A 26,738-nucleotide genomic window follows, 5' to 3' on the forward strand; every position below is an offset into this window, starting at 1 on the left:
GCCCGGCGCCCCTTCCCGCACCTGACGACGCCCTCCAGAAAGGCAACGCAGTGACCGAGATCTTCGAGTCGGCCGGGCAGGCCCTGCTCTACGGGGTCGTGGGCCTCGCCGTGATGGCCGTCGGCTTCGTCGCCCTCGACCTCGTCACGCCCGGCAAGCTCTTCCACGTGGTGTGGCGGGACCGCAACCGCGGCGCGGCCGTGCTCCTCGGCAGCCAGTCCGTCGCGGTCGGGCTGGTCATCATGTCGGCCATCCGGGCCAGCGAGTCCGAAGAGGGCCTCGGCTACGGCCTGTTCAGCACGCTGCTCTACGGTCTGGCCGGGGTGCTGGTGATGACGCTGGTCGGCATCGTCATCGGCATGCTGACGCCGGGCCAGATGGGCGCGGTGGCCCTCGACGACGGCGACGACCGCCGCCCGCACCCCGCCGCCTGGGTCCAGGCCGGCATGTACCTGGGCACCGCCGCCATGGTCGGCGCGGCCCTCTCCTAGGACCACCACCTCCCAGGACCACCACGAGGACCACCGCGAGGCCACCCCCATGAGTTCCGCCCTGGACGACCGTGCCGTCGCGGCGCCCCCGCGCCCCCCGGCCGACCACCACACCCGAGGGGCGCGGTTCCTGCTGCTGCTCGCCGTCTTCCTCTGCGCGGCCTGCGGCCTCGTGTACGAACTGGCCCTGACCGCGCTGGGCAGCTACCTCATCGGCAACTCGGTGCTCCAGACCTCCGTGGTCATCTCCGTGATGGTCTTCGCCATGGGCGTGGGCTCGCTGGCCGCCAAACCGCTGCGCCACCGTCCCGTCGTCGCCTTCGCGGTGGTGGAGGGAGTACTCGCGCTGGTCGGCGGCCTGTCCGTCCTGATGCTGTACGCGGCCTTCGCCTGGCTCCAGCTCTACATGCCCGCGATGATCGTGGTGTCCCTGGTGGTGGGCCTGCTCATCGGCGCCGAGATCCCGCTGCTGATGACGCTGCTCCAGCGCATCCGCACCCAGGAGGCGAGCAGCGCCGTCGCCGACATGTTCGCCGTGGACTACATCGGCGCCCTCGTCGGCGGCCTGTGCTTCCCGCTGTTCCTGCTGCCGACCTTCGGCCAGTTGAAGGGCGCGCTGGTGGTCGGCGTGGTCAACGCGGTCGCCGGGGTCATCGTCGTGGTGTTCATCTTCCGCCGCCAGACCGGCCGGCTGGTCAAGGCCGGGCTGCTGACCGGCGTCACCCTGGTGCTCGCCGCGCTCGGCACGACGTATGTGCTGGCGGACGACCTGGAGGTGACGGCGCGCCAGCACATGTACGCGGACCCGATCATCCACTCCGAGACGACCCAGTACCAGGACATCGTGGTCACCCGGTCCACCGCCTTCACCGGGGAGCCCGACGTACGGCTCTTCCTCAACGGCGACCTCCAGTTCAGCTCGGTCGACGAGTACCGCTACCACGAGTCGCTGGTCCACCCCGCGCTGTCCGGCCCCCACTCCAACGTGCTGGTGATGGGCGGCGGTGACGGGCTCGCGCTGCGCGAGGTGCTGCGCCACGAGGGCGTCCGGCACGTCACCCTGGTCGAACTGGACCCGGCGATGACCCGGTTGGCGCGCACCTTCGAGCCGCTGCGCAAGCTCAACCGCGATTCGCTGGACGACCCGCGGGCCAAGGTCGTCAACGCGGACGCCTTCACCTGGCTGCGCGAGGCCCGGCAGCAGTACGACGCGGTGATCATCGACTTCCCGGACCCGGACTCGGCGTCGCTGGCGAAGCTGTACTCGGTGGAGTTCTACGATCTGCTCCGCCGGGTGCTGGCACCGAACGGCCAGGTCATGGTGCAGAGCGGATCGCCGTTCTTCGCCCCCAAGACCTACTGGTCGATCGCGAAGACCATCGAGACCGCCGGGTACGCGACGACGGAGTTCCAGATCGACGTGCCGAGCTTCGGCAACTGGGGCTTCGTCCTCGCCCGCCCCGGCACCGAGGCCCCGCCGCTGCGGCTCGCCCCGGACACGCCGAAGCTGCGCTACCTGGACGAGGCGGTGCTCGAGGCGGCCACCGTGTTCCCCGTCGACCGCCGCCGCACCGACGTACGGCCGAGCACCCTGATGGACCCCGCGGTGCTCGAATACGTTCAGGACGAGTGGCGCGACTACTGAGTCAGGACGACGCGGGGCACGGCCGCGTCGCGTCCGGCGACGCGGCCGTGCCCGCCTCCGTGGGGGTACGGAGACGGGCACGGTGTCCGGGGGGCGGGCCTTCCCGCGTGGTCAGACTGCCGTCGGATCCTGCTCGTACGTCCGCTCCGCCACGGGCGCCGGCTCGTGGCCGCCCTCACTGAGGCCGAAGCGGTCGTGCACCTTGCGCAGGAACGGCGGGGCGTACCAGGCCGAGCGGCCGAGCAGGCGCATCGCGGCGGGCACGAGCACCCCGCGGACGGCGACGGCGTCGATGAGGATGGCCAGTCCGCTGCCCAGACCGAACATCTGCATGTAGCTGATGCCGGCCGTGCCGAAGGCGAAGAAGCTCACCGCCAGCAGGCAGGCCGCCGCGCTGACGATGCGTCCCGTGTGCCCGAGGCCGCTGACGACCGCGGTCTCGTTGTCCGCGCCCTGGTCGTGCAGTTCCTTGATCCGGCTGGTGACGAACACCTCGTAGTCCATCGAGAGGCCGAAGGCGATGCAGAACATCAGCAACGTCATCGACACCTCCATCGGCTGCGGCGTGAAGCCGAACAGGTCGGAGAAGTGGCCGTCCTGGAACATCCACGTCATGACGCCGAGCGCCGCTCCCAGGCTGGCGATGTTGAGCACCAGCGCCCGCAGCGGCTGCACCACGCTGCCGGTGAACAGGAACAGCAGGACGAAGGTGGTGAGCGCGATCAGGCCGCCGGCGAGCGGGATCAGGCCGGTGATGGAGTCCTTGGAGTCGACCAGCGCGGCGTCCCTGCCGCCCACCAGGGGCTCCGTCCCTTCGGGTGCCGCGACCGCCCGAATGTTCCTGACCAGGTCCTGGGCCGCGTCCGACATCGGGGCCAGGTCGCTCACCACGTTGATCCGCTGCGCCTCCGGGCGGCCGAGCGCGGCGTTGCGCGGACCGGGCGCCGCGGCCTGCCCGCCGGCGTACGTCCCGGTGGACGCCTCGACGCGGACGACACCGTCGAGCCGCGAGAGCCTGCCCGCGTACGAGCCCAGCGGTGCCGTGCCCACGGACTCGTCCATGACCACGTGGACGGCCGCCGCGTCACTGCCGTTGAAGTTCTCCGCCAACCGGGCCGAGACCTGGCGGCTGGCCGCGTCCTCGGGCAGCGAGCGCTCGTCCGCGATGCCGATGGAGATGCCCAGCAGCGGGCTCGCCGCCAGCAGCAGCACCGCGAGCACCGGCAGCCCGGTGAGGGCGGGACGCCGCATGGCCGTGCGGGCCAGCCGCCCCCAGAAGGGCAGCCGGGAGTCGTCGTGCCGCTCCGCCTTCGCCGCCCACGGCAGCCGCCCCTTGTTGACCCGGTGTCCCAGGACGTTGAGCAGGGCGGGCATCACGAAGAGGGTGCTGACGGCGGCGATGGCGACCACACCGACGCCGGCGTACCCGAACGAACGCAGGAAGTACTGCGGGAACACCAGGAGCGCCGCGAGCGCGACCGCCACCGTGGCGGCGGAGAAGGCGACCGTACGGCCCGCGGTGTGCACGGTGTGCCGGACGGCGTCGTCCACGCTCGCGCCCTTCGCGAGCTGTTCGCGGAACCGGCTGACCATCAGCAGCGCGTAGTCGATGCCGAGGCCGAGACCGAGGGCGGTGGTCAGGTTGGTGGCCGTGATGGAGATGCTGGTGACGCTGCCGAGCAGGAAGAGTTCCGCGAACGTTCCCACGATCGCGATGAGCCCGATGGCCAGCGGCAGCAGGGCCGAGACCACACTGCCGAAGACGAACAGGAGCAGCAGGAGGGTCAGCGGCAGGGCGATCGTCTCGGCGAGTACGAGGTCCTCGGAGGAGTACGTCCCCATGTCGTCACCCACGGCCGCGCTGCCGCCGGCCTCGACGGTGAGCCCGCCGTCCCCGGCGCCGGTGTACGCGTCGATGATCTCCTTGGCGTTCTCGCGCTCCTCGGTGTCGCCGCCCTTCACATGGGCGAGCACCATCGCCTGCTCGCCGTCCTCGGAACGGAGGTCCGGGTTGCCCGTGTCCCAGTACGAGATCACGTTGGCGACGGTCTTCTCCTCCTTGAGGCCGGCCGTCAGCTCCATCCCCCGCTGCCGGGCGCTCGCGGCGTCGACGCCGCCCTCGGGGGCACGGACCAGCAGGACCAGGTTCGACTCCCCGCCGAATTTCTCGGTGATGACCGTCCTGGCCCTGCTGGACTGGGAGGACGGATCGTCGAAGCCACCAGGCAGGAGCTTGCCGAACGCGCCGGCGCCCAGGGCTCCCATGAGGACCACGGCCGCGGCCGTGACGACGAGTACCAGCCCGGACCGGCGGATCGCCAGTTCGGCTATACGGTCAAACACGCACTCTCTCCTTGCGTTCTCACGGCGTGAACCCATGGCCCGCGCTGGTGGTGGAGGTGCGGCGGAGCCGCTGCCCCATCGCCGGCCATGACGCTATCCACGCCGTGAGTGTCTTTGGCAGTGCGAGATTTTCTTGACACTGTCAAGTAGTTCTCGTGCTCCCTCTCGCAAGGGTCTGTGCTGTCGGTCCGGGTATGTCCCGAGCTGGTCAGCGGCCGGTTCCGGGTGGCCGGACAACCGGCGCGTTCTCGCCCTCGTCGTCCCGCTCGCCCTCCGCCTGGGAGGGAGTGGTGTGCGGCACGTCGGGGGTGTCCGGCTCGTCGTCGCGTTCGCCCTCGGCCTGGGACGGGGTCGGCTCGCTCATCGTGGTACCTCCTCCTGCCGGGCGGTCACGGCACGGGTACCCCGTCCGGGAGAGCGGCACCATCTGCGCGGCAGCACCTAGAGCGGCGCCCACCACGTCACCGTCGTCCCCCGCTCCCCGCCCCCGGCGTCCGTGCCGTCGTCGGCGACCCGCAGGCGCACCCCGTCCCTGCCCTCGGGCGAGGGGGCGGGCGTCTCGACGGTGACCTCGACGCGGGAGACGTCCGGGCGCGCCGACGCGGCGGCCAGCGCCTCGCGCAGGGCGGTGAGCAGCCGATCGGCGACCCGGTCGGGCACCCGGGCGTCGACCGGGCCCCTGAAGTGCGTGGACGGCGCGGTGCCGAGCCGGGCGGCGGCGGACGCGGTCTCGCGCAGGACCCGGCCGCGCAGGCCCGCCGGGGGGCCTGCCGGGGGCTGCTGGAGGGTGAGGATCGCCGTACGGACCTCACGGACGGTGGAGCGCAGCTCCTCCACCGCGCGGCCGAGGATGTCACGGACGTCGTCGGCGCCCGGGCGGCGCTGGGTGGACTCCAGCATCATGCCGGTGGCGAACAGCCGCTGCACGACCAGGTCGTGCAGGTCCCGGGCGATGCGGTCGCGGTCCTCGTAGACCGCCAGCCGCTCCCTGCCGCGCCGGGCGTCGGCCAGCACGAGGGCGAGCGCCGCCTGCGAGGCGAACTGCGTCGCGAGCAGCCGCTCCAGGTCCGTGTACGGGCGTCCGCCGCGGCGTCGGGGCAGGGCGAGGGTGCCGATGAGCCGGCCGCCCGCCTGCAGGGGCAGCATCATGCTCGGCCCGAACCGGTGCCGTACGCGGGTCGTCATGCGCGGGTCGGTCGCCGAGTCGTCGATGAACACCGGTTCGCCGCCCAGGAGCTGTTCCAGGACCGGGCTGCCCGGTGAGATGGTCGCGCCGACCATGCCGTCCGGGTCGTGGGGCGTGGAGGCGGTCACGATCGCCATGCCGCCCTCGGCGGTCGGGTGCAGGATGACGCCCGCGGAGGCGTCGGCGAGCAGCCGGGCCCGTTCGGCCACCGTGGTCAGCGCGTCGCCCGCGCCCTCCTCGGTGAGCAGCGCGGTGGTGACGGCGGCCGCGCCCTCGATCCAGCGCTCCCGCTGCCGGGCCGTCTCGTACAGCCGGGCGTTGCCGATCGAGACGCCGGCCTGCACGGCCAGGACCCGCAGCAGCTGTTCGTCCTCGACGGTGAACGGCGCGGCCCCGGCCCGCCCGGTCAGGCGCAGCTCGCCGAACTCCTCGTCCCGCACGTGGACCGGCATCCGCAGCAGGGGCGCCGTCGCCGGTACGGGGCGGTCCGGACCCGGGGTGCGGATCCGGGCGAGGCCGCCCGCGTCCGGGTCCGCGACGACCAGGGCCGCGCGGTCGGCGCCGGTCAGCTCGGCGGCGCCGTCCACGATGTGCTGGAGGACGCCGCGCAGGTCCAGGGCGGTGCCGACGTCCAGGAGGGCCTCCAGGAGGCGGGCCAGTCGGGGCGCGGGCTGCGCGGTCATGCGTCAGGCTTCCCCGGTTCCCCGGTTCCCCGGTCGCCGTCCGATGGCGGATCAGTCCGAGTCGGAGTGCGTGTCGGAGCCGGCGGTCGTCGGGTGCAGGACCAGCGGCTCCACCCGGCCCTCCAGCATGCTGCCGAGGCCCTGGACCGCGCACACGTCGGGCCGCTCCGCGATGTGCACCGGCATGCCGGTGGCCTGACGCAGCATCTGGTCGAAGCCCGGCAGCAGCGCGCTCCCGCCGACCATCATGATCCCGCGGTCGGCGAGGTCCGCGACCAGGTCGGGCGGGCAGTCCCGCAGCACCTTGCCGATGCCGTCGAGCACGGCGGTCAGCGGGGTCTGGATGGCGTTGCGCACCGTGGCGGTGTCGACCCGCACACTGCGGGCCAGCCCGGTCGCCACGTCCCGGCCGTGGATCTCGGTGGACGCCGGTCCCTGCGGGGTCAGCCCGTTGCCGGACAGGGCGAGCTGCAGCGGGCGCACCGACTGGCTGGGCAGCACCAGCTCGTGCTGGTGGCGCAGCAGCTGCACGATCGCGTGGTCCACGGCCTCGCCGCCCACCGGAATGCGCACCGCGGTCACGATCGAGCCCAGGGAGAGCACCGCGACCTGCGTGGCGTGCGCGCCGCACACCATGATCATGGTGGCCTCGGGCTGCTCCACGGGCAGTCCGCAGCCGACCGCCGCCGCGATGAGGGTGTCGACGAGTTCCACGCGGCGCGCGCCGAGCCCGACCAGTGTCTCGATCGCCGCGCGCTGGGACAGCGGATCCGCGTCGTGCGGGGTGCAGACGGCGGCCCGCAGCCGGGGCTTGCGGCGCAGGGCGCGGCGGACCCGGTCGCCGAGCAGATGGCGCAGCATGCGCTGGGCCATCTCGATGTCGACGACCGTGCCGCCGGAGACGGGCCGCACGACACGGATGTATCCGGGGGTGCGGCCGGTCATCTTCTCCGCGAACTCGCCGACCGCGATGAGCGCGCCCGTGCGGGTGTTGACCGCCGCCGCGGACGGCTGGTCGACGACGAGCCCGGCACCCTTGACGTACACGCGGGTCCGCGCCGCGCCCAGGTCGACGGCGAAGTGGCAGCGGCGCAGCGCCTCCAGACTGGCGGTGTTGGCAGTACTGGCGGTCATGGCGAATCCTCCCGAGAGCGCGGACCGTGCGGGGCCGCCCGGTGGCCGGCCTCTTAGGCACCGATCGTGCGCGGCCGCGCGGGCGGGCGCCCGCTGGAGGGGGCCGGGCGGGGGGCCGCTGAACGAGGGGTGTTCGCGGCGCGGCCCGGGAGGACCGCGCCGGCCGGGTCAGCGGAGGTCCGCCGCCGGACCGGGGCGCCCACCACCCTCGACCAGGTGGTACCAGCCGGTGTCGTCGGCCAGCGGGCGGAAGAGGTCCGGCGGGAAGGCGGGCCCGTACTGCCCCTCCTCGCGCACCTCGTCGTAGTACAGGGAGTCGGAGAGCGCGACGACGGCCTGCGCGGAGGAGGCGTCCAGGACCGCGCCGACCGCATCGGCGTCGGCACGGCCCAGTGACCGCTCCCCGCTCCCGTCCAGCCCGAACTCCACCTGCCAGAACTCGATCCGCAACCGCAGGCCGGCCAGGCGGGCCAGCCGCCCGGGCAGACCCTCGACGGTCGCCCTCAGCAGCGGGGCGGCCTCGGCCCGCGGCGCCAGCAGCACGAGCGGGCCACCGGGCTCGTCCACCAGCTCGTGGGCGGCGGCATCCGTCCCGCTGTCCGCCAGCAGCTCCATGACCAGGCCGTGCAGTGCCGCGCGCGCGTCGCGGTCCACCGGGCCGTCGGCGAGCGTGTACCGGGCACAGGCGCGGAAACCCGTGTCGAAGTCGGCCCAGGGCGGCTCCTCCGGTTCCTCCGGCTCCTCCTCTTCCTCCGGCCCCGGATCCTCGTCCGGATCCAGTTCCGGCTCCGGTTCCAGACCCTCACTGCGCATCGCCTCCCGCAGCGCCGCGCGGCTCTGCGCCCGTTCCTCCCTCTCGTCCCCGTCCGCGGGGGCGTGTGCCGCGTCGTGCTCGGCGTCGTCGTCCAGCAGGGGCGTCCAGAGGCCGTCCTCGGTGGGGAAGGGGCCCTCCGGCAACTCGTCCGGCGCGGACACCATCGACCCGGGGGCGTCCGGCTCCGCGGGGCGCTGCTCGTACTCGCTCCACGGCGGCGCGTCGTCCACCGGCTCGGCGTACTCCTCGCGCAGCTCCCGGCCCAGCGCCGCCAGGGCGGGGCTCCGTCCGCCGGACAGCTCGTACTCCTCGTACACCTCCAGCGCCTCCTCGCCCCGGCCCTGGCGGCGCAGGGCGATGAGGTAGAGGCGGCGGAAGTCCTCCCGGTGCGGATGGGCGCCCAGCAGGCCGGACAGTTCGGTGGCGGCCCGGTCGTACTCGCCGAGGACCAGGTCCAGCTCGGCGCGCTTGGTGTGCAGGGCGAGCCGCAGCCGCAGCAGGCGGGTCCGGGCGGTGCGGGCGGCGGGGCCGGGCACGCCCGCGAGGGGCTCGGCGTCGCCCCACAGCGACAGCGCCCCGGAGACCAGGCCGTGCGCCTCGGTGAGCGAACCCTCCAGCCGGGCCGCGTCGGCGCGCCGCACCAGCTCGTCGCAGCGCACCAGGTCCAGCTCGTCGGTGCTGGTGTGCAGGGCGTAGCCGTGGGCGGCCGTGGCCAGGACGCCCGGGCCGAGGATCTCCGCGAGCCGCTTCGCCAGCCGGGTCGTCTCGCCCCGCGGGTTGCGCGGCTCGTTGCCCGGATCCCACAGGCCCCACCGCAGCTCCTCGTGGGTCACCGTGCGGCCGTGCTTGAGGAGCAGCATCGCGAGCAGCGCGCGCACGTCCCGCGGCAGGTCGGCCGGACCGTCCGGGAGGCCGACCCGCAACGGCCCCAGGGCCCGGTACCGGCGCGGCGGGTACGCCTCGCCCGCGGGGGTGAGCAGCGCCGGGTCCCCGAGCAGGTCGAGGCCCCGGGCCTGGGCCGCCGGCGAAGGGGACAGCAGCTGGTCGAAGGCGTGCGCGTAGTGGATCCGCAGGGCGGTGGGCAGCCGGTTCAGGCGGCGGGAGTCGACCGGGACGGTCGGGCGCGAGGTCCCCGACGTCAGCCGCAGCAGCACCTCGCACAGGGCGCGCAGGTCCGCCGAGCGTGATCCCGGCCCCGAGGCCAGACCCGGTTCGAAGAGGCTGAGCCGGACCGTGCCGTCCGGCAGGAGGACCACCCGGGACGCCTCCAGGCCGCCGTGCGCCAGACCCGCCCGGTGCAGGGCGGTGAGCGCCCGTGCCAGCTGCGCCCCCACGGACACCGTCAGCGGCACCGGCAGCCGCCCGTCCCCGGACCGGGTGAGGGCGCCGAGCGCTATGCCGTCGAGGTGCTCCATGACGACGTACGGGACGTCGCCCTCGATGCCCGCGTCGAGCACGGTCACCAGGTTCGGGTGGGAGAGCCGCGTCAGCCGGCGGGCGTTGTGCAGGAACGCCTGGCGCGCGGCCGGGTCGGTGGCCGGGTCGTGCAGCCGGATCACCACCGTCCGGCTCGTCGGCACGGGGTGGGCCGCCGTCCGGTCCGCCGCCGTCCGGTCCGCCGCGGTCCGGTCCGCCGCGGTCCGGTCCGATGCCGTCCGGTCCGGTGCCGTCCGGTCCGGTCCGGTGTCCTCCGCCAGCCAGATCCGGCCGGACGGGGTGAGCCGTCGCGTGGGACGGTAGCGGGCGCCCAGGCCGGGCGGGAAGGGCGAGGGGGCGGGGGGCCGCTCCCGCACGGTCAGCTGCCGGACGCTCTCCTCGCTGATCGTCGCGAACGACTCGTTCGGGCCGGCCCGCTCGGTGCCCTTCCGGGAGGGGATCAGCGCGCGGAACTCGCCCGGCGAACGCCCCGCCCGGTCGTCGATCAGACCGCCGGTGCGCAGCAGCAGGTCGTGGGTGCGGTTGCGGGCGGTGCGGGGCAGTCCGCGCAGGAGCAGCTCGCGCACCCCGGGGCGGAAGGCGTAGGAGCCGGGCGGCCCGGCGACCGTGGTCAGCAGTCCGCCGAGGATGACCTCGGCCAGGTGCTGGGGCCGCGGGTCCGGCTCGACCGCGGCCTGCACCAGCCGCATCACGGGCAGGTCCGGGCGCCCCAGCGCGAGGTGGCCGGCCAGCCGGTAGGCCTGCGGGGAGGCGCTGGCGCGGAAGCGCAGGACGAGTTCCTCGGGTGACAGCCGCGCGACGTCGGTGCGGTCGTCGGCGTCGGCCGGCAGCGGTCGGTGCAGAGCCGCGGCCGCGCCCGGGTACGGGGTGCCGCCCGGGCTCGCGACCAGGGCGGCCCAGTTCGCCAGCCACTCGGGCCCGGGCTCCAGCACGGGGACGTGCACGGTCCCCTCGGGGGCGCGGGGCGCGGCGGTGTCGTACGGCGTGAAGGCGAGCGAGGCGCTGGGCGCCGCCCGGTGCGGGGCCGACAGCCGGCCCGGCACCGGCGGCAGGGCGGTGTCCCGCCACAACTGCTCGGGCAGCGGCTGGAGCACCGCCAGGGGCGTGCGGCGTGCCCAGCGGCGCAGCGTGGCGAACCAACGGTCGCCGTCCGGCCCGGCCCGCCACTGCGGCCCCATGCAGTCGCTGATCAGCAGCATCACCGTACGGCCGTCGGCGGGGATCTGGGCGCCGTCGCCGCGGACGGTGCCGTCGGGGTCCGCGCGGTGCAGGGTGACGGTGCGGAAGACGCCCGACTGGGCCAGTGCGGCTTGCAGTTCGCGCACGAGGGGCCGCCAGACGGGCATCGTGGGGCCCGCGTCGTGCACCAGGTGCAGGCGCAGCCACCGTTCCCGTACGGGGCGCAGCACGGGCAGCCACCACTCGGGGCCGGCGCCGAGGCGCGCGATGCGGTCGGCGGTCGCGGCCTCGTCCACCTCGTGGCCGACGGGCGCGTCGGCACGGCGCTTCAGCGGCCGCAGCGCACGCTGCAGCGCCAGCGTGCGGCGCAGCATCGGCGGTGCGGGCGCGAGCAGGGCGCTGTGCGGCTGCGCCGCCGAGGTGCCCGGGGCGGGGGCGGGGGACGGCAGGCGCAAGGGGGTGCGGGGGGCCTCGGAGCGGGTATCGGGCCGCACCGGCCCGTCGCCCCACGGCCCTTGTCCCGGCTCCCGGTCCTGGTTCCGGTCACGCTCCGGGTCGGCGTGCCGGTCCCGCTCCGGCTTCCGGTCCTGCTCCTGTTGTCCGTCCCCTTCGTGGCCCTGTTCCCGGGTGCCCTCCGGGGCCGGTGGCGGCTCCGCCGGTCGCGTCCCGGTCGCCGGGCCGTGCGGCGGGTCCTGCTCCGGGGGCTCCATCCGGCCGGCCAGCCACAGGAGTTCGGCCAGCTCCAGCGGCGTCGGGCGGGCACCGGTGGCCGCCGCCCGGCCGAGGAGGTCGGCGAGGAGGGGCAGGGGCGGCGGGTCCGGTGGGCCGGGGCGGTCGGTGGGCATCAGAAGGCGTCGGGCTGCGCGGACCGGCCGAGGTAGGGCATCAGCTGCTCGGCCAGCTCGTCCAGGGAGTCGGCGCCCAGACCGGAGGAACGGGCCAGGTAGATGGCGTTGAGCAGCTGGTCCGTGGCCAGTTCGCCGCTGCCCACCCGGGACAGGAACCGGTGGATCAACTGGCGCGCGTACCCGTCGGGCTCGCCCAGGTGGGCGCGGACGATCTCGGCGAGGTGGTCGTCGTCGGGCTGCCGCAGCCGCAGCGAGACGCAGCGGCGCAGGAAGGCGGGCGGGAACTCGCGCTCGCCGTTGCTGGTGAGGACGACGAAGGGGAAGGCGTTGCAGCGGACCCGGCCGCGCTCCACCGGCACCCGCTGGTCGGTGCCGTCGACCAGGACCTCGGCGTGGCCGTCGGGGATGTCCCGGGAGGCCCGGACGAGTTCGGGGATCTCGTACTGACCCTCCTCCAGGACGTGCAGCAGGTCGTTCGGCAGGTCGAGGTCGCTCTTGTCGATCTCGTCGATGAGCAGGGCGCGCGGCCGGGCGTACGGCAGCAGGGCGGTGCCCAGCGGGCCCAGTCGCAGGTGGTCCTCGACGCCGGTGGCGGCGGCGGGGGCGTCGGGCGGCTGCGTGGTGTGGCGCGCCGCGTAGAGGCGGGAGAGCGGGTCGTAGGTGTAGAGGCCGTCGCCCAGGGTGCTGCGGCTGGTGATGTTCCACCTGAGGACGGGGCCGAGCCGCAGTTCACGGGCGACCGCGTAGGCGAGGGACGACTTCCCGGTGCCGGGCGGACCGGTGACCAGCAGCGGACGGCGCAGGTACAGGGCCGCGTTGACCATTTGCACCGTGTCCTCGGTGGCCTGGTAGGTCGCGGCACGGTGGGCGCGGTCGGGCGAGGCGGCCGCGGTGTCGCCGTCCGCGTCCGGCGGATCGAGCACGGGGCCGCCGTCGAAGGCCCGCCAGGGCGGGGGCGGGGGCAGCCGGGTGATGCCGTCGTGGGGGGCAGGCGCGCCGGTGTAGACGGGCCACAGGGGCATGGGTTCTTCTCTCCGGGCGGTCGGTACGGCCATCGGTGCAGGGGTCGGTGCGGCGGTCGGTACGGCCATCGGTGCGCCGGTCGGTTCGGCGCGGTCGCGGTTCGTCGAGGTGGGTCGGAGCATGGCGCGGCGGGCGGTTCAGCCGACGGGGGAGCGGAGCAGGGCGGGCGGCTCGGCGAAGCAGCGGGGGTCGTCCCACAGGAGCTGGACGTCCCGCGCCCAGTGCTCCTCCGGGACCTCCGCCGCGTCCGCCGTCTCGCGCAGTTCCATGACCAGGCGCGGCAGTTCGGCCGGCGGCACGCCCGCCACCGACGCCGCCAGCTCGTCGAGGAACGCCGTGCCGGAGCAGCGGCCGTCGGGTCCCTCCTCGCCGGGGCACTCCCGCAGCGGCCACAACAGCACGGGGACGGGCAGGTTGAGGCCGACCTCGAAGTACTCCGGCACCGCCGAGGGCGGGGTGGCGAAACCGGCCAGCTCCGCGTCGTCCCGCAGCCGTTTGCGCAGCCCGGCCGGCCGCTCCCGGGTGCCGCAGTCCACACGGTGCAGCGTGCCGCCCGTGCCGGGCCCGAGCCTGCGCCACTTCTTGTGCAGCTGGTGGCGGAGGCGTCCGCTGCGGTGGCGGTACCGGTCGGTCACCACGAGCGGGTAGGCGCAGCCCAGTGGCGTGGAGTCGTCCTCTCCGCACTCCCAGTGCGCCACCGGTTCGTTCAGCCACTCGCGCGGGAGCACGAAGGTGAGCAGTTCGTCGGCGCCGGGATCGAGCTGGGTGAACGCCTCGTCGATGCCTTGCTGGACGAAGGACCGCACCGCGCCGCGGGCCAGCCGGCGCGAACCCACCGGGCGGCGCCGGCCGTCCCGGTAGGCGGACACCTCGACGGTGACCTGGTCGGCACCGGCACCGCTGCGGTCGATCTCCACGACGATGGGCGACCACGTCGCGGGGTGCGGCGCCGGACCGGGCGGGGCGTGCAGCCGCTCCGTCAGCCGGTCGGCGAAGCGGGCCACGGCCGCCGGGTCCGGCACCTCCCACTGCACGTAGGCGGCGGCCTCCCGCAGGGAGCCGAAACCGCCCTCCGGCAGCGGCGGGTCGAACGCGTCCATGGCGGACGCGTACAGCCGGTTCGGGTCGCAGTCCAGGCCGCTCTCCTCGGCCCGGCGCACCAGCGCGTACAGCCGCCTGCGGGCGTCCGCCCGGTGGCCGGGGGTGGGCACCAGCTCGCCCAGCTCCGGCCAGTAGCGCGCCATGACCTCGACGGGCAGCATCCGGCCGACCCGTACGTCCCGGGCGCCGGCCACGGCGGAGACCATGCCGACGACCGTGCCGTCGGCCAGTGTCAGCGCCGCGCCGCTGAACCCGGCGGCCAGCGGCTGCCCGTGCGCCGTGACGGCCTCCAGCTGGACCCACTCGTCGGAGATGAGGGGCCCGGGCAGGGCGCGGTAGGAGGCGAGCATGCCCTCGTCGTACCCCTTGGGGAAGCCGTAGGCGATCAGCTCGGGGACGGGGACGGTCCGCTCCGTGCCGGGCCGGGCGAAGACGGCCGGGGCGAGCGGCACCTCCCGGTCCAGCTCCAGTACCGCCAGGTCGCCGAGGTCGGCGGCGCCCTCCTGCCACCCGCCGTGCACGACGACCGTGCCGGACATCTCGCCCAGCTCCCGGCGGCCCGGGAAGGCCACCGTCACCGGCGCCCGGTCGGCCCACCGGACGACATGGGCGCAGGTGAGCAGCCGGCGGGCGGAGACGAGGAATCCGGCGCCGACCTCCCTGCCGCACTCGACGCGGGCGTGCCACGCGGCACCGCTCATGACAGCGCGGCGGCGTCCGGGGCCTCGGGACGCGTCGGGGACGGCAGCGGTTCGGTACGCGTCGCGGGCGGCAGCGGTCCGGTACGCGTGGGGGACGGCTCGGGCGACCAGCTCAGCCGCACCACCAGATGGCCCTCCGCCGAGCCCTTCGCGATGACCGCGCCGGCCTCCGCGCTCAGCTTGACCCCGAACTCCAGCTCCACGGCGTCGGGTCGGAGCGAGCCGTCCCGGAAGACGCGCAGCGCGGACGCGGCCGCCGCCCGCACGCCGTCCAGGGAGTCCTCGAAGGTGCGGGCCGCGCGGGCCGGGCCGTCGCCGCGCGAGACCAGCCGCGCCCCGTCCTCGTCCTCGACGCCCTCGACGACCACCCGCACGCCGTCCTCGGTCCTGAACTCGACCAACCCGTCCATGACGCCGCTCGCTCCCCGTGTGCCGTACGTGTCCGTGCGCAGCACCATTGTGACGGACGGTACTCGGCCGTGTCCCGTCCCGGGCCGCCGGTCCGTTCGGCCGCTGGCGGAAACCCGCCAGGGCGACTAACCGCCGCCTCCGGTCAACTCCCGTGCCCCACCGGCCCCCTGAGACTGCTCACAGCACTCTTCACCGCACTCTACGACGACACGAAGAGAGACGTGGATGAGCACAGGACCAGTCAGACGCGGGGCGGCCCTCCTGTCGGCGGGGCTCGTGATCGCGCTGCTGCCGGCCGGGACCTCGGCGGCGCAGGACCCGCCCCCCGACCCGGCGCGATCCCCAACGACGGCCGCCCGCACGGCCACCGCCGCCGACGCGGCCCGCACCGTCACCCTCGTCACCGGCGACCGGGTGACCGTCACCGACCTCGGCGGCGGCCGGAAGACCGTCGCGGTCGAGCGGCCCGAGGGCGCCAACGGGGCCGTGCGCACCAGCAGCTCCGGCGGCCGGACCGCCGTCGTACCGGACGAGGCCCTGCCCTACCTGCGCGACGGCAGCCTCGACGAACGGCTCTTCGACGTCGGTGCGTTGCTGGAGCAGGGGCTCGCCGACAGCGAGACGGGCGAGCTGCCGCTGATCGTGACGTACGGCAAGGGCGCGCGGGCCGCCACCCCGCGGGGGGCCGAGCGGACGCGGTCGCTGCCCAGCGTGCGCGGGGCCGCCGTCGAGGCCGACAAGGGGCGTGCATTCTGGCGGGAATTCACCCGTCGCGGCGCCGGTGTCGAGGGCGTGTGGCTCGACGGGCGGGTCACCGCGGACATGGCCGAGTCCAACGCGCAGATCGGCACGCCCGAGGCCTGGGAGGCAGGGCTGACCGGCAAGGGCGTCACCGTGGCCGTGCTGGACAGCGGCGTGGACGCCGGGCACCCCGACCTGGCGGGGCGGATCGCGCAGAGCCGCAGCTTCATCCCCGGCGAGGAGGTCGCCGACCGGCACGGCCACGGCACGCACGTCACCTCCACCGTGGGCGGCAGCGGCGCGGCCTCCGACGGCAAGGAGAAGGGCGTCGCCCCCGGCGCCACGCTCGCGGTCGGCAAGGTCCTCGACGACGAGGGCTTCGGCAGCGAGTCGGAGATCATCGCGGGCATGGAGTGGGCCGCCCGGGACGTGGACGCCGACGTCGTCTCCATGAGCCTCGGCTCCACCGAGCCCAGCGACGGCACCGATCCGATGGCCGAGGCCGTCAACACCCTGTCCCGCGAGACCGGCGCGCTGTTCGTGATCGCGGCCGGGAACACCGGCGCGCCCTCCTCCATAGGCTCGCCCGGCGCGGCCGACGCCGCCCTCACCGTGGGCGCGGTCGACTCCGCCGACCAGGCCGCCTGGTTCACCAGCGCCGGCCCCCGGTACGGGGACAACGCGCTCAAGCCCGACCTGTCGGCCCCGGGAGTCGGCATCCTCGCCGCCCGCTCCCGCCTCGCCGAGGGCAGCGGCGACTACACGTCCATGGACGGTACGTCGATGGCGACGCCGCACATCGCGGGGGTGGCCGCCCTGCTCGCCGAGGAGCACCCCGACTGGAGCGGCGCGCGGCTCAAGGACGCGCTGATGTCCACCTCGAAGGAACTCGACGCCCCCGCCTACCAGCTGGGAGCGGGCCGGGTCAGCGTGCCGGAGGCCGTCGGCGCCGACGTCACCGCGACCGGCAGCGCCGACCTGGGCTTCTACTCCTGGCCGTACGACGCCAACGCGCCGGTCACCAGGACCGTCACCTACACCAACTCCTCGGACACGGACGTCGAGCTGAAGCTGTCCGTGCGGGGCGCCCCCGAGGGCGTCGCCACGCTCGCCGACACCTCCCTCACCGTGCCCGCGCACGGCACCGCCTCGACCACGGTCACCGGGGACGGGTCCAAGGCGCCGGTCGGCAACACGAGCGGCCGGGTCGTGGCGGCCGACGTGAGCGGTAAGCCCCTCGCGCACACCGCGTTCGGGCTGGTCAAGGAGGGCGAGCGGTACTCGCTCACGGTGCACGTCAAGGACCGCTCCGGCGCCGCGACCCCGGCCGACCTGACCGTCCAGCGGCTCACCGAGGGCGTCGACCCCTTCCCGGCCCACGTCGGAGAGTCCGGCACCCTGAAGCTCCGGCTCGAGCCCGGGACGTACAGCCTGTCGTCCTTCCTGGACGTGCGCGGCAGCCACGGCGCCGACTCCCTCGGCCTGGGCTTCCTCGCCGCCCCGGAGATCGTCGTCGACCGGGACCGCGAGATCACCCTGGACGGCCGCGAGCTGCGCGAGATCGGCGCCGACGTCGGCCGGCGCACCGAGACCCGGCAGCTCCTCATGGAGTACGACCGCAGCGCGAACGGCTCCGACCTGTTCGGCGCGGTGCAGGTGCCGCTGACGTACGACAGCGTCTTCGCCGCGCCCACGAAGAAGGTCGGCCAGGGCGACTTCGAGTACCGCACCGTGTGGCGGCTCGGCAAGCCGCTGCTCGAGGTGAAGGGGATCGACGAGGCCACCGTCCAGTCCGGCGGCACCCTGACCGAGGGCCGCACCCGGCTGCCCCTGGTCGACGTCGGGGCCGTCGGCGCCGGGCCCCTCCCGGCCGGCGTGCGCGGCAAGGCGGTCCTCGCCCGGCTCACCGAGGGGACCGAACCGGCCGCGCTCGCCCGGGCCGCGCAGGACGCCGGCGTCAAGGCGCTGTTCGTGACCGACGACGCCCCCGGACGGCTGATGTCGTGGTGGGGCACGGACGACAACGCCGACCGGCCGCTCCAGATCGCCACGGTCTCCGCGGCCGACGCCGGCCGGCTGCACCGGGCCGGACGGGTCGACATGACCGGCACCCGCAACACGCCCTACGTGTACGACCTGTCCGAGGGACACGAGGGCGCCGTGCCCGACCGGGACCTCACCTACCGGCCCGGGCACCGCGACCTCGCCGTGCTGCGCGCCAAGTACCACGCCGCCGAACCGTCGAGCGGCGGCGAGTTCCGGTACTCCATCACCGACACCTTCCCGATCGGCCTCGGTTTCCGGGAGCGGGTCGACTACCCGGTCGAGCGCACCGAGTACGTGTCCACCGGCCCCGGCCAGCTGTGGCACGAGACCGTGACGAGCGCCGGTGAGGCGCTGGAGCAGCGCGGCGGACTGTCCCGGTACCGGGGAGGCTCGCGCGCGGAGCTGAACTGGTTCAAGCCGGTGTGGCACCCCTACCTCGGCACCGGGCTCGGCTGGGGACAGCAGCGCGCCGGGAACCGGCTCCAGTTCAACGCGCCCGGCTGGGGCGACTCGGGGCCCGACCACACCGGCTTCGGCGACGTGTGGAGCGAGGGCAGCGGCATGTCGCAGACCACGTCGGTGTACCTGGACGGCGAACTGGTCGACCAGGGGCCGAGTTCCGCCGCGTACGTGTGGGACGCGCCGGCCGACGAGCACACCTACAGGCTCGTCACCGACACGGCGCTGGACGCGGCACGCTGGCCGCTGGCGACGAAGGGCCACGCGGAGTGGACCTTCCGGTCGGCGGCCACGCCGGACGACCGGTGGACCTTCCTGCCGCTGGTCAACCTCTCCTTCGACGTCGACACCGACCTCGCGGGGAAGGTGCGCGCCGGCAAGAAGCTGCGGGTCGGTCTCGACGCCGCGTACGTGGCGGGCGCCCCGGACACCGGGAAGCTCGGCGGCGGAAAGCTGGAGGCGTCCTACGACGGCGGGACGACCTGGCACCAGGTCCGGCTGCGCGGCGGTGACGGGGAGGCCTCCTGGCACGGGACGCTGAGCGTGCCGCGCGATGCCGAGCACGTCTCGCTGCGGGCCTCGGCGCGCGACGACCGGGGCGGCTCGGTCACGCAGGAGATCGTGCGGGCGGTGGCCGTGCGGTAGGCCCCGGTCCGGGACACGCGGACGGCGCCGCCTCCCTGGGACGGGGAGGCGGCGCCGTCGGTTTCTCGGACCGTCAGACCAGCCAGCCGACGAAGTGGACGAGGCCGGCGAGGATGTCGGTGAGAAGGTTCATGATCGTGCAGCTCCTTGCGCTGTTCAGGTGCGGGACCCGCCGGGCCCCGCTGGGACTACTCGGGACATGTGCGTCAACTACGGTCTGCAGCCCGTTGCTTGCACACCGTAAGTATCGTTGGTCCCTGCAGTCACATGCGTTCTTCAGAGCGACGATCACCTGTTCCAGGGAACAACTGCTCGCTTGTTCGGATCACGCCAAGTGCGGCCAAGTCCTGCGGCCGCAGCCGCAGTTGACCGGCCGTCGCCTCCACCTCCGTCGGCGGGCGCTTCAGGATCGTCGCCGCGTGCTCCGGCGCGATGACGGAGAAGTAGCTGTCCGGGGTGGCCCACGTGCTGCCGGGCGAGGCCAGGGCCAGCGCCCCGCCCGAACCGCCCTCGCCGATCACCAGCGTGGTGACCGGCGTACGCACCGAGGCCACGGCGCCGAACAGGTCCGCGATCGCCGGACCCGCCCCCGCCCGCTCCGCCGCCGCGTCGTTGGCCGCACCCGGCGTGTCCACCAGGGTCAGCACCGGGATGCCGAGCCGGTCCGCGAGGTGGATCAGCCGGGTGGCGGTGCGGTACCCGGCGGGCCGGGTCGCCGTGCCCGTCTGCGCGGCGTACGCCACCGTCCGCCCCGCGTGCGCGCCGAAGCCGCACAGCATGCCCTCCGGGTCCCGGCCGCCGCAGCGGTCGCCGGACAGGGCCACGCGGTCGGTGAAGTAGGCGTCCAGATACGCCCCGGCGCGCGGGCGCCCGGGGGCGCGGGCCCGGCGTACCGCCTCCCAGCCGCCGGCACGGCAGGTCCCGCGCGCCCAGCGGCTCCGGCACCGGCGCCGGATCGCCGGACGGCGCCGTCAGCAGGCGCAGCCACCGCCCCAGCGTCGCGCGCAGCTCCCGGGCGGCACGACCGCGTCCACGCTGCCCGCCGCCACCTGCGCCTCGGCCGTGTACGCCGCCGGGTCCGCGTCCGGCGGCCGGACCCGCGAACCGGCGAAGCCCACCTGGGCGCCGGGCAGGGCGAGGACCACGTCGGCGCCCGCGCCCAGCGTCGCCCAGCCGCCGCCGGTCGCCGGGTCCCGCACCACCGCGATCTGCGCGAGACCGGCCGCGCGGGTGAGCGCCGACTGCCGGGCCACCCGCTGGAGCTGGGTCAGCGCGAGCATCCCCTCCTGCATCCGGCTGCCGCCGGTCGCCACCAACGGCACCACCGGCAGCCGGTGTTCACGGGCGTACGCGTACGCCGCCTCCAGCCGGTCCCCGGTGAGATGTCCGAGCGAGCCGCCGAGGAAGCCGAACTCGAAGGAGACGAGCACGGCGCGGGTGCCCTCCACCAGTCCGGTGCCGCAGACGACGGACTCCGCCTCGCCGGTGCGCTCGGCGGCGCGGGCCCGCGAGGCGTCGTAGCCGGGCCAGCCGAGGGGGCCGTCGGGCCGCCACGGGCCGTCCGCGTGCGGGAGTTCGGCGAAGGTGGCGTCGTCGGTGACCAGGGCGAGGAACTCCCGCGCGGTCGGGCGCTCAGCCACGGCCCAGCGCCCGCTTCATGATCTTCCCCATGTCGTTGCGGGGCACCGCGTCGAGGTACCGGACGACGCGCGGCCGCTTGTGCGGGGCGAGCCGGGCGGCGACGTGGTCGGCCAGCGTGCCGAGGGCGGGCGGGGCGGCGGGGTCGGCCGGGACGATCCAGGCCACGATCCGTTCCCCGAGGTCGGGGTCGGGTTCGCCGGTGACGGCCGCCTCCCGGACCTCCGGGTGTTCGAGCAGGGCGTTCTCGATCTCCCCGGCCCCGATCTTGTAACCGCCGCTCTTGATCAGGTCGGTGGCCTTGCGGCCGACGATGCGGACATAGCCGTCGGGGTCGCGCACCGCCATGTCGCCGGTGCGGAAGAAGCCGTCCTCGGTGAAGGCGGCGGCGGTGGCGTCGGGGCGGTTCAGGTACTCGGTGAACAGGTTCGGGCCGCGCACCTGGATCTCGCCGACGCTCTCCCCGTCGAGCGCCGCGATCGGCGTGCCGTCCTCGTCCACCAGCCGCAGCTCCACACCGGGCAGCGGCACGCCCACCGTCCCGGCGCGCGGCTCGCCGTCGGCGCGCACGCTGGTGTTCATCAGCGTCTCGGTCATGCCGTACCGCTCGATCACGCGCCGCCCGGTGGCGGCGGCGATCCGCTCGTGGTCGTGCACCGGCAGCGCGGCCGACCCCGACACCAGCAGCCGGGCCCCGGCGAGCGCCTTCGCCAGCTCCGGGTCGGCGGGGAGCGTCTCGGCGATCCGGTGGTACATCGTCGGCACCCCGAACAGCATGGTCGCGCCGTCGTTCAGCTCCCGCGCCGCGCCCTCGGTGGAGAACCTGCCCAGGTGCCGCACGGACCCGCCGCGGCGCAGCGGGCCGAGGATGCCGAGGACCAGCCCGTGCACGTGGAACAGCGGCAGCCCCTGCACCAGCACGTCCTCGCCGGTCCACTGCCACGCGTCGGCGAGCGCGTCCAGGGTCGTGGCGAGCGCCCGCCGGGGGATGACGGCGCCCTTCGGCGGCCCCGTGGTGCCGGAGGTGTAGACGACGAGCGCGGGGTCGCCGTCGTCGGCACCGTCCTCGGGGACCGCCCCGCGGGCCCGCACGTCGACGTCGACGCGCTCCAGGGCCCCGAGGGCGGGCGGGAGTTGCGCGTCCGGGGGCGCCAGGACCAGCGAGGGCGCGCTGTCGGAGAGGATGTGCGCGAGTTCCTTGTCGCCGGACTTCGGATTGAGCGGTACGGCGGCGACCCCGGCCAGCAGCGCCGCCACCACGGCGACGCCGGTCTCCATCGCCGGGGTGGCCCAGACCGCGACCCGGTCGGCGCCGCCGATCCGCCCGGCCGTGGCGCCCGCCGCCGCGGCGAGTTCCGCGTAGGTCAGGGAGCGCTCGCCGAACCGCAGCGCGGGCCGGTCGGCCGGGGCGCCGGTCGGGGCCGGGGAGAGGGCCGGGAAGAGAGAGGACACGCGTCGTACTCCTTAGCTGTTGCCCGAGAGCTGTTGCCGGGGGCTGTCGTTCAAGGCTGCCGGATCGCGCCGGATCCGCGAGGTGGGTCTACCCGAAGCCGGGTACCACCAGCACGAGCCAGGCCAGCGCCGGAACGGCCGCCACCACGATCCCGCCGTAGACCATCAACTGCCGGAAGAAGCGGTCCCGGTCCACGTCCGGGGCCGCGGCCAGCACCAGCGCGCCGTTGGTGGAGAACGGGCTGACGTCCACCACCGTCGCCGACACCGCGAGCGCCGCCACCATGCCGACCGCCCCGATCTCGCCCTGCGCGAGGAACGGCACCGCCAGCGGGATCAGCGCGCCCATGATGCCCACGGAGGAGGCGAAGGCCGACACGATCGCGCCGATGTAGCAGAGCAGCACCGCGGCCAGCAGCGGGACGCCGATGCCGCCGACGCCCTCACCGGCCCAGGTGATGGTGCCCATCTCCTCCAGTACGCCCACGTAGGTGAGGACACCGCAGATCAGCAGCACCGTGGACCAGGCGATCTCGCCGACCGCGCGGCGGCTGTCGTCCGGCCAGGCGGTGCTCAGCACGACGGCGAGGGTGACCGCGGTCAGACCGGCGTCCAGGTCGAAGCCGAGCACGGCCACGACCAGCGCGACCAGGGCGGCCAGGGTGGCGACCCGGGCGGGGGTGAGGCGGATGCCGGTGCCTTCGGTGCCGCCGGTCTCATGGTCGGGGCGGACGGCCACGGCGGTGGGGGCGGCGCCGGTGCCCGTGCTCGTACCGCCGGTGCCCGCGCTCGTACCGGTGCCGGTGCCGGGGCCCGTGGTCCCCGTGCCGTCCTTGCCGGGGGCGCCGCCGTCCTCCGGCGTCACCGCCCCGCGCGCCCACAGCTTCCGCCCGCCGAGCACCGCGAACAGTACGGCGGCGATGAGGAGGTTGGCGACCAGCGAGGCCAGGAAGAGGCCGATCTCGCTGCCCGGGAGCTTCTCCCGCTCCACGATGCCGTTGACGATCGAGCCGTAGATGCTGATCGGCGAGAACCCGCCGGCCTGCGCGCCGTGCACCACCATCGTGCCCATGAGCAGTGGGCTGATCGAGTACCGGGTGGCGAAGCTCAGGGCGATCGGCGCGACGATCGCGACCGCGGCCGGGCTGACCGCGCCGATCGCCGTGAGCGCGCCGGTCAGCGCGAACATCACCCAGGGGATCAGCGCGACCCGGCCCCTCACCAGCCGGACGGCCGCGTGCACCAGCCAGTCGGTGGTGCCGTTGGACCGGGCGATCGCGAACAGGTACGTGACGCCGACGAGGACGACGAACAGGTCGCCGGGGAACCCGGCGAAGATGCCGTCCGCGTCGAGGTCGGCGACGAGCGTGCCCACCCCGAACGCGGCGGCGAAGGCGAGTGCGCCCATGTTGACGGAGCGGGTGGTGGCGATGACGAACACCACGACGAGGACGAGGATCGAGATGAGTTCGGGGGACATGCGGGGGCTCCCGAGTGCTGACCTGACTGCCGATGGGAATGGCTGCGAGAGTGGCCGAGTGGCTGAGCCACTTGTGTGATGCGGTTGGCTGGTCAGCGTGGGCCCGGCCCGGGATCACGTCAAGGGGTCGCGCAACAATTGGCTCAGCCACTCGGCCACCGGGCCACCCTCGGCCCCGGTGCTACGCTCCCGTCGAGAGGGGGGACCTCATGACCGACGCCCTGCGCCCCATGACCAAACAGCGCCTGTACGAACAGGTGCTGGAGCGGCTGCGCCAGTACGTCGCCGACGGCGGCCTGCGGGCGGGTGACCGGCTGCCGCCCGAGCGGGACCTGGCCCAGCGCCTCGGTGTCAGCCGTGCCTCGGTGAAGCAGGCGATCGTGGTGCTGGAGGTGCAGGGCCTGGTGGAGGCGCGGCACGGCGGCGGGACCTATCTGGTCCGGGACAGCCTCGACGTCGAACCCGTGGAGAAGATGGTCGAACGCCGCCGGCGCCTCCCGGACGTCCTGGAGGCCCGCGAGGCCCTGGAGACGAAGCTCGCCGAACTGGCCGCCGAGCGTCGCACGGAGGACGACCTCGCCGCCATGCGGTCCGCGCTGGCCGTGATGGCCGAGGAGATCGACCGGGACGGGCACGGCGTCGAGGGCGACCGGCTGTTCCACGCGGCGGTGACGGCGGCGGCGCACAGCAGCCTGCTCGCCGAGTTCATGCGGTCCATCGCCCACCAGATCGCCGAGAGCCGCACCGAGTCCCTGCGCCAGCCCGGCCGTCCCGGCCGCTCCCTGGCCCAGCACCGCGCGATCCTGGACGCCGTGGCTGCCCGGCAGCCCCGGCAGGCCGCCGCCGCGATGCGCCGCCACGTCCGTACGGTCGCCAAGGTCCGGCTGCTGGACTGGGACCCGGAGGACGAGCGCTGACCGGACCTTCGCTATGCGCCGACGGCCGTGCGCTGGAGCAGCCCCCAGGTGAACTCCGCGACCACCTCGTGCCGTACGCCCTCCCGGTCCGGGGCGGTGAAGGCCAGCCCCCACCGGGTCGGGGCCGTGCCCTGGAGCGGCCGGGCGGGGGCGAAGGCGCGGGCCGCCTCGTCGACCGTGCAGGACCAGGGCGTGAGGTCGTCCAGGGTGCGAAGCTCGGGCGCCGGAGCGCCGGGGGCGCGGACCAGCCATTCGTTCCAGACGACGCCCCTGTCCGCGACGAGCACCTCGAAGCGCAGGTCCGGCCACAGGGGCAGCGCCCACTGCCGGGCCTCGCACTCCAGGTCGCCGATCCGGCGCGGCGCCACCGACTCCGGCTCGCCGAGGACGGAGCGGTACCGGGCGGCGGCCGAGCGGGACCGGGGTGAGTGGAGCATCGCCTGCCAGCGCCGGTTGGCCTCGCGCATCTGGGCGACCGACGCGCCCAGCTCGCGGCGGGCGTCCTCCACCGGGCCCGGGTTGTGGTCGGCCATGCGGCGCAGCAGGACGAGCTGGAAGTCGCGCGGGGTGAACGGTTTCGCGGGCTGCTTTCCGGTCGGCATGGCCACCATCATCACCCGACCATTGCCCAGGCAAACGCGGTGTGAGTAGCCTGTGTTCGTTATTCCGATCGCCTGTTGAAATCTCGAACATATCTAGGGAGGGGGCTGGACATGGGACGCCTCGTGCCGGCCGTGACCCGGGCTCTCGACATACTGGAGCTCTTCCTCGACGGGGACGGCACGCTCTCCGCCCCCGACATCGTGCGCAGGCTCCAGCTGCCGCGCACCACCGTGCACGAGCTGGTCACCACGCTCGCCGCCCGCAAGTACATCGTCCCGGTCGCCGGGCAGTCCGGACGGTACCGGCTCGGCGTGCGTCCGTACCAGCTCGGCGCCCGCTACGCCGAGCACCTGGACCTCGCCGCGGAGGGCCAGCAGGTCGCCCGGACCGTCGCCGAGACCTGCGACGAGACGGTGCACGTGGCGATCCTGGAGGACACCGACGTCATCTACATCGCCAAGGTCGACTCCACGCACGCGGTGCGTATGGTGTCCGCGGCCGGGCGCCGGCTGCCCGCCCACTGCACGTCCGTCGGCAAGATGCTGCTGGCCTCCCTGCCCGAGCCGGAGGTCGCCGCGCGCTTCCCGGACGGCGCCGAGCTGACCGCGATGACCCCGAACAGCATCACCGACCCGGCCGCGCTGCGCGAGGCCCTGGCCGCGATCCGCGAGCGCGGCACCGCAGTGGAGAGCCGCGAGTCCAACCCGGACGTCTCCTGCGTCGCCGCCCCGGTGCGCGACCGCACCGGCCGCGTCGTCGCCGCGCTGTCGATCTCGGTGCCTATGATCCGCTGGAGCGAGGAACGCCGCGCCGAACTGGAGCAGCTGGCCGTCAAGGGCGCCGCCGACCTCTCCGAGCGGCTCGGCCACAGGAGTGCGGCATGACGGCGACCGGCACGGCCTTCGAAGTGGCCGTCCACGCGGAGGCGACCCTCGGCGAGGGCCCCACCTGGGACCCGGCGACGGGCCGCCTGCTGTGGCTCGACATCCTGAACTCCCGCGTCCACACCTACGACCCGGCCACCGGTCGGCGCACACTGCGCCGCACCGACCAGCACGTGGGCGCCGTCAAGCCCCGCGCGGGCGGCGGCCTGGTCCTCAACCTGCGGGACGGCATCGGCCTGCTCGACCCCGACGACACCTTCCGCTGGCTGCACCGCGAGCCCGTCCCCGGCCGCCGCGGCAACGACGCCGCCGTCGCCCCCGACGGCAGCCTGTGGGCGGGCACCATGCGCTACGACGAGGCGCGCGGCGGGGGCACGCTGACCCGGTACACCGGCGACGGCACCGCCGAGACCGTCCTCGACGACGTGACGGTGAGCAACGGCACCGGCTGGAGCCCCGACGGCACGCTCATGTACTACGCCGACACCCCGACCCGCCGTATCGACGTCTTCGACGTCGCCGCGGACGGCCGGGTCGCGGGCCGCCGCCCCCTGGCCTCGATCGAGGACGGCGCGGGCTTCCCCGACGGCCTGTGCGTCGACGCCGACGGCTGTGTGTGGGTCGCCCTGTGGGACGGCGGCGCGGTACGCCGCTACACCCCGTCCGGCGGCCTGGACCGGGTGATCACCCTCCCCGTCCCCCGGGTCACGGCCTGCGCCTTCGGCGGCCCGGACCTCACCGACCTGTACCTCACCACGGCCCGCGTCGGTCTGTCGGCCCCGCACCCGCTGGCGGGCTCCCTGCTGGTGGTGCCGGGCGCGGGACGGGGGGTGGCGCAGCCGGCGTTCGCGGGGTGACGTCCACCGCCGTCCGGCGG

At 74.7% G+C, this 26,738-nt stretch carries 17 protein-coding genes and 1 pseudogene; 6 read left to right on the forward strand and 12 right to left on the reverse strand.

Annotated elements, in window-relative coordinates:
• Positions 1-50 precede the first annotated feature (50 nt).
• Both Sru02f_RS06705 and Sru02f_RS06710 read left to right on the forward strand, forming a co-directional pair.
• Positions 51-491 (forward strand): DUF350 domain-containing protein, encoded by a 441-nt coding sequence (locus Sru02f_RS06705; protein WP_007388107.1) that lies wholly within the window; start codon positions 51-53, stop codon positions 489-491.
• 49 nt (positions 492-540) lie between these two features.
• A complete protein-coding gene (locus tag Sru02f_RS06710) occupies positions 541-2,136 on the forward strand; it encodes a polyamine aminopropyltransferase (protein ID WP_109031537.1) in 1,596 nt (531 codons plus the stop codon).
• A 111-nt stretch (positions 2,137-2,247) separates the two neighbouring features.
• Here Sru02f_RS06710 and Sru02f_RS06715 read toward each other — a convergent pair whose 3' ends face one another.
• The 8 genes from Sru02f_RS06715 to Sru02f_RS06750 form a co-directional block, all read right to left on the reverse strand.
• On the reverse strand, positions 2,248-4,479 hold the full coding sequence (locus Sru02f_RS06715) for an MMPL family transporter (protein ID WP_109031538.1): 2,232 nt from the start codon (positions 4,477-4,479) through the stop codon (positions 2,248-2,250).
• Positions 4,480-4,687: 208 nt separating this feature from the next.
• Positions 4,688-4,843 (reverse strand): hypothetical protein, encoded by a 156-nt coding sequence (locus Sru02f_RS06720; protein ID WP_174855057.1) that lies wholly within the window; start codon positions 4,841-4,843, stop codon positions 4,688-4,690.
• Positions 4,844-4,920: 77 nt separating this feature from the next.
• On the reverse strand, positions 4,921-6,348 hold the full coding sequence (locus tag Sru02f_RS06725) for a sensor histidine kinase (protein ID WP_109031540.1): 1,428 nt from the start codon (positions 6,346-6,348) through the stop codon (positions 4,921-4,923).
• A 51-nt stretch (positions 6,349-6,399) separates the two neighbouring features.
• Complete coding sequence (locus Sru02f_RS06730; protein ID WP_109031541.1) at positions 6,400-7,482, reverse strand: rod shape-determining protein; 1,083 nt, start codon at positions 7,480-7,482, stop codon at positions 6,400-6,402.
• 168 nt (positions 7,483-7,650) lie between these two features.
• On the reverse strand, positions 7,651-11,757 hold the full coding sequence (locus Sru02f_RS06735) for an SAV_2336 N-terminal domain-related protein (RefSeq protein WP_109031542.1): 4,107 nt from the start codon (positions 11,755-11,757) through the stop codon (positions 7,651-7,653).
• Complete coding sequence (locus Sru02f_RS06740) at positions 11,757-12,782, reverse strand: AAA family ATPase (RefSeq protein WP_109031543.1); 1,026 nt, start codon at positions 12,780-12,782, stop codon at positions 11,757-11,759. Before Sru02f_RS06740 ends, Sru02f_RS06735 begins: the two co-directional genes overlap by 1 nt.
• 138 nt (positions 12,783-12,920) lie before the next feature.
• Complete coding sequence (locus tag Sru02f_RS06745) at positions 12,921-14,585, reverse strand: VMAP-C domain-containing protein (RefSeq protein WP_109031544.1); 1,665 nt, start codon at positions 14,583-14,585, stop codon at positions 12,921-12,923.
• On the reverse strand, positions 14,582-15,043 hold the full coding sequence (locus Sru02f_RS06750; RefSeq protein ID WP_109031545.1) for a CU044_2847 family protein: 462 nt from the start codon (positions 15,041-15,043) through the stop codon (positions 14,582-14,584). The genes Sru02f_RS06745 and Sru02f_RS06750 overlap by 4 nt, the downstream gene beginning before the upstream one ends.
• Before the next feature lie 178 nt (positions 15,044-15,221).
• On the opposite strand from Sru02f_RS06750, the gene Sru02f_RS06755 reads away from it, so the two are divergent.
• The gene (locus Sru02f_RS06755) at positions 15,222-18,887 is read left to right on the forward strand and encodes a S8 family serine peptidase (RefSeq protein WP_109031546.1); all 3,666 of its coding nucleotides are present in this window, start codon (positions 15,222-15,224) and stop codon (positions 18,885-18,887) included.
• A gap of 263 nt (positions 18,888-19,150) precedes the next feature.
• On the opposite strand, the pseudogene Sru02f_RS06760 reads toward Sru02f_RS06755, so the two are convergent.
• From Sru02f_RS06760 to Sru02f_RS06770, 3 genes and pseudogenes are all read right to left on the reverse strand, one after another.
• Positions 19,151-20,527: pseudogene (locus tag Sru02f_RS06760) on the reverse strand (carboxyl transferase domain-containing protein).
• Positions 20,520-21,977: an acyl-CoA synthetase gene (locus tag Sru02f_RS06765; RefSeq protein ID WP_109031549.1), complete on the reverse strand. Its 1,458-nt coding sequence runs from the start codon at positions 21,975-21,977 to the stop codon at positions 20,520-20,522. Before Sru02f_RS06765 ends, Sru02f_RS06760 begins: the two are co-directional and overlap by 8 nt.
• A gap of 88 nt (positions 21,978-22,065) precedes the next feature.
• Positions 22,066-23,457: an SLC13 family permease gene (locus Sru02f_RS06770; RefSeq protein ID WP_109031550.1), complete on the reverse strand. Its 1,392-nt coding sequence runs from the start codon at positions 23,455-23,457 to the stop codon at positions 22,066-22,068.
• A gap of 209 nt (positions 23,458-23,666) precedes the next feature.
• On the opposite strand from Sru02f_RS06770, the gene Sru02f_RS06775 reads away from it, so the two are divergent.
• Complete coding sequence (locus Sru02f_RS06775) at positions 23,667-24,374, forward strand: FadR/GntR family transcriptional regulator (RefSeq protein WP_003976364.1); 708 nt, start codon at positions 23,667-23,669, stop codon at positions 24,372-24,374.
• Between the two features lie 11 nt (positions 24,375-24,385).
• On the opposite strand, the gene Sru02f_RS06780 is transcribed toward Sru02f_RS06775, so the two are convergent.
• Positions 24,386-24,988 carry a hypothetical protein gene (locus tag Sru02f_RS06780; RefSeq protein ID WP_109031551.1) on the reverse strand — a complete coding sequence of 201 codons (603 nt, stop codon included), beginning with the start codon at positions 24,986-24,988 and terminating at the stop codon, positions 24,386-24,388.
• Between the two features lie 99 nt (positions 24,989-25,087).
• On the opposite strand from Sru02f_RS06780, the gene Sru02f_RS06785 reads away from it, so the two are divergent.
• Positions 25,088-25,861 carry an IclR family transcriptional regulator gene (locus tag Sru02f_RS06785; protein WP_007449320.1) on the forward strand — a complete coding sequence of 258 codons (774 nt, stop codon included), beginning with the start codon at positions 25,088-25,090 and terminating at the stop codon, positions 25,859-25,861.
• Positions 25,858-26,718, forward strand: a complete 861-nt coding sequence (locus tag Sru02f_RS06790) for an SMP-30/gluconolactonase/LRE family protein (RefSeq protein WP_109031552.1) — start codon at positions 25,858-25,860, stop codon at positions 26,716-26,718. The genes Sru02f_RS06785 and Sru02f_RS06790 overlap by 4 nt, the downstream gene beginning before the upstream one ends.
• Positions 26,719-26,738: the final 20 nt, after the last annotated feature.

It is taken from the genome of Streptomyces rubrogriseus, from assembly GCF_027947575.1.
Taxonomy (GTDB): Bacteria; Actinomycetota; Actinomycetes; order Streptomycetales; family Streptomycetaceae; genus Streptomyces; species Streptomyces rubrogriseus.